We start from the raw sequence: 3381 nt of genomic DNA on the forward strand, positions 1-3381 counted from the left end.
CTCTCCACGGTGCTCCAGCACCATGCGCACGGCACGCTCGCGGACTTCAGGGGAAAACTTCGGGGATTTCTTCATGGCTCCATTCTCTAGAGTTGGAGCCTCCGCGAAAGCCGGGGCGATTCAAGGTGCTGGACGACTTCTTCGGCTACAGCGAAGGCGAGGGCACTCAGCAGCGGTACGAGCAGATCGAGCTCGCCGTGCAGAAGCACACCGTGGAAGTTGTCACGTCGGACTTCCAGCGCGTTCTAGATCAGCTCAAAATTACTCTGAACCGGTGCGGCAAGACTCTTGGCCAGCTGCTCTTTGGTGAGCAAACGCCCCGAGCGCCACGCTACTTCCAGGTCGTCTTCCTGGCGCTGCACAAGCTCATCGCCGTCCAGAACCAAGAGGTTGTTGATCAAGATAAGCTGGTCAAGCTGATGGACGGTAGCGGTAAGCAGATCTCTGTGTCTGAAGGGGGGAGATGGGGCGCTAACGACCGCGCCAACGCCGTGAATGCCGCGGCGGGCGTCTATGGTGACGCATTCGGCCCTTCGAAGGGTTACGACCCTGCCCGGGTACGCTGGATCACGCAGATGGAGAATATCCTGACGCAGTCATACACCGAGCAAGGGGCCTACGACTTCAAACAGGGCTTCCTCCGGCTCGATGGCAAGAATGCCATCGACGATGACAGCTTCGACAAGATGCTGAAGACCCTCGTCGGCATCGCGAACATCCGCAAGGGCGTCCGTGGGTACGTGCTGGTTGGCGTTGCCGATACATTAGCTGACGCACAGCGGGTGACCAAGCTCTACGGTGTCAGCCCGACTCCCTTCGAGCGATTCTTGATCACCGGCATCGAACATGAGGCGATGGCGCTGGGCAAATCTCTCGACGATCTGTTCAAGGACCTGACCGCCAGGATCAAGGCGTCGGCGCTGTCCGAGCCTCTGCGCGACTACGTTGCACGCAACGTGAAGTCAGTCAGGTACTACGACAAGACCATCTTCGTACTCGAGACGCACGCCCAGGCCGAGCCGTCAAACTTCGGTGGCGCGTTCTTCGTCCGTCACGGCAACCAGCTCGCCGAAGTCCCTGCTGCCCAGTATGGAGACTTGTTCAAGCGGTTCCTCACAGGTATGTAGGGCGCCGCCAATGACTAACGCTGAGGAAGACAAACCCGCAGGCAAGCGCCTTTGCATCAACTGCATCGGCGAAGCCTACCTTTCCACCGAAGTTGGCGTGGCCGGCGAAGAGGGCGAGTGCGACTACTGCGGCGATACCGCGCCGTCGATCAGCATTGACGACCTAGTAGAACGGGTCGAGCAGGCGTTCACCGATCACTACGCCCGCACAGCCACCAATCCTGATTCGTGGGAGGAGCGGCTCATGGCTGACAGGGAGTCGAGTTATTGTTGGGAGCGCGATGGATTCCCGGTGCGTGAGGCGATCCAGGACGCCGCCGGTCTTGATGAAGAAGCCGCAGCAGATGTCCTCGAGATCCTTGAGGCGAAGCATGCGCTCCACCACGACAAGGACAACCTCGGCGAGGAGAGCGAGTTCTCATCGGACGCGCATTACAAGCGCAGGCAGCCCAATGGCCTGGGCCTGTATTTGGGGTGGCATGAGTTTGAGCAGTCGCTCAAGACCAGGGCACGCTTCTTTAGCAGCGCAGGCGAAGAGCTTCTCGCCCGCGTCTTCAGCGGGATCGATAAGATCAAGACGTTGGCAGGCCGACCGCTTGTCCTGGAGGCGGGTCCGACAACGCCGCTCGATCACCTCTACCGCGCGCGCGTGTTCCAGTCAGATCGCATGCTCGAAGCAGCACTCTGCCGACCGGACTATCACCTCGCTTCCCCGCCACCGAGGATAGCTCGCGCCGGACGGATGAACGCCCAAGGGATTTCCGTTTTCTATGGGGCGACACGCGAGGACGTTGCCATCGCCGAGGTCCGCCCGCCCGTTGGAAGCCGGGTCGCTGTCGCAAGATTCGAGATCGCAAGGTCCCTGCGCCTGCTTGACCTTACGGCGGCTAGCGAGGCGCATGAAGACGGCAGTATCTTCGATCCGTCTTTCAAGGAGCGCTTGGCGCGCGCGGCGTTCCTCCGGTCCCTCGGGGCACGGATGGTGCGCCCAGTGATGCCGGATGACGAGACCATCGACTACCTGCCGACGCAGGCGGTCGCGGACTATCTAGCGACCGCCAACGAGCCCCGCCTTGACGGGATTGTCTTCCCCTCTGCCCAGGTCGAGGAGGGGCGCAATATCGTTCTCTTTAATCACGCGGCGCGGGTTGAGGAACTTGCCTTTCCCAAGGGGACTGCGATCCACGCCAGTACTGGCCACAACGGCGAGGACGGATGGGAAACCGAATACTACGTTCGTGAGATCTTCCCGCTGCGTGAGAACCGGCAGGCCGACCCGATAGAAGATGGTGTGCTTGGAGGGTTTCCGCACTCCACGCCCCCACCTGACCATGATGCTGACTATCGTGATGCGGCGCTCCGCATCATGCGCGACACGGTCAAGGTTCACCATGTCAACTGGGTCAGGGTAGGCACGACGTCTTTCGACGTTGCGCGCCATCGCTCTGAGCGGCGCGATCTGCGAATGTGCGGGTGACAGCGTCTTTCAGGGCGAACTACTAAGGCATCACGCTTGGTGAATTGGGGGGCTGAGGATCTGAACGTCGGCAGTACACCACGCCAATCGAGTGAGCTAGATACGCCGCCGGGTCGGCAGTGCGAACAGCCGGCTTCTGAGGCCGCAGTCACCCAATCACCCGACGCGACCAGTCACAAACAGCTTCAAGCAGGCATTTACCATTGCATTGGCTAGAACCGTCCGGGCCCCTGCATGGAGATGGTCATAGCCGACCGGTACGGACGGTCAATGTGCCCGGAATCCGCACTCGAGCCGGGAGCTGTTCCTTCCCCGCAGTGGGAGCGGCATTTGCTGCCTGGGGTTGTCCCCGATTCCTTTCGGGCGGGAACAGAATTTCCGACGAACGGGAACAGGAAATGTTTTTCACGACAACGGCTTAGGTGATGGTGTTCCCGTGCTCCCGCTGTTCCCGTTGTTTCTTGGTTGGTGCTGCGTTTTTTCAAGCAGAGAGCGTGAACGCCAGGAAACTCATGCAAATTAACGGCGGCACCTTGCGTAGGTGAAATCCGGCAAAGCGGTGGATTGCTTAGCGCCTGGTGCTTTCTTGTCTTGACCGGCCCAGCTAGCGCATCACTTCGCCCAGTCGTTCAAGCGTCTTGCCGATGGTGATCAGTAAGCGGCCAGCCAAGTCATGTTGACTTTGTGTGCCGACGTCGCAGGCCAGCTACGTGAGTTCGACGATCTGGCCCACTCCAAGCTTTGGCAAATCGTTGGCCGACGACAGAACGAAAGAGA

Annotated in this window: 2 protein-coding genes; both read left to right on the plus strand. The window is 60.1% G+C overall.

Features of this window, described 5'->3' with window-relative positions; genetic code table 11:
* The first annotated feature begins 125 nt into the window (after window positions 1–125).
* On the plus strand, window positions 126–1127 hold the full coding sequence (locus ABDJ40_RS24550; RefSeq protein WP_347613723.1) for a hypothetical protein: 1002 nt from the start codon (window positions 126–128) through the stop codon (window positions 1125–1127).
* A gap of 10 nt (window positions 1128–1137) precedes the next feature.
* Window positions 1138–2604 (plus strand): RES family NAD+ phosphorylase, encoded by a 1467-nt coding sequence (locus ABDJ40_RS24555; RefSeq protein WP_347613724.1) that lies wholly within the window; start codon window positions 1138–1140, stop codon window positions 2602–2604.
* Window positions 2605–3381 lie beyond the last annotated feature (777 nt).

The organism is Roseateles flavus, assembly GCF_039872765.1.
Taxonomy (GTDB): Bacteria; Pseudomonadota; Gammaproteobacteria; order Burkholderiales; family Burkholderiaceae_C; genus Roseateles_B; species Roseateles_B flavus.

What these genes read in the sequence shown, in the direction of transcription:
- ABDJ40_RS24555 (WP_347613724.1), top strand. Translation starts at nt 1,138, where the DNA reads ATGACTAACGCTGAGGAAGACAAACCCGCAGGCAAGCGCCTTTGCATC.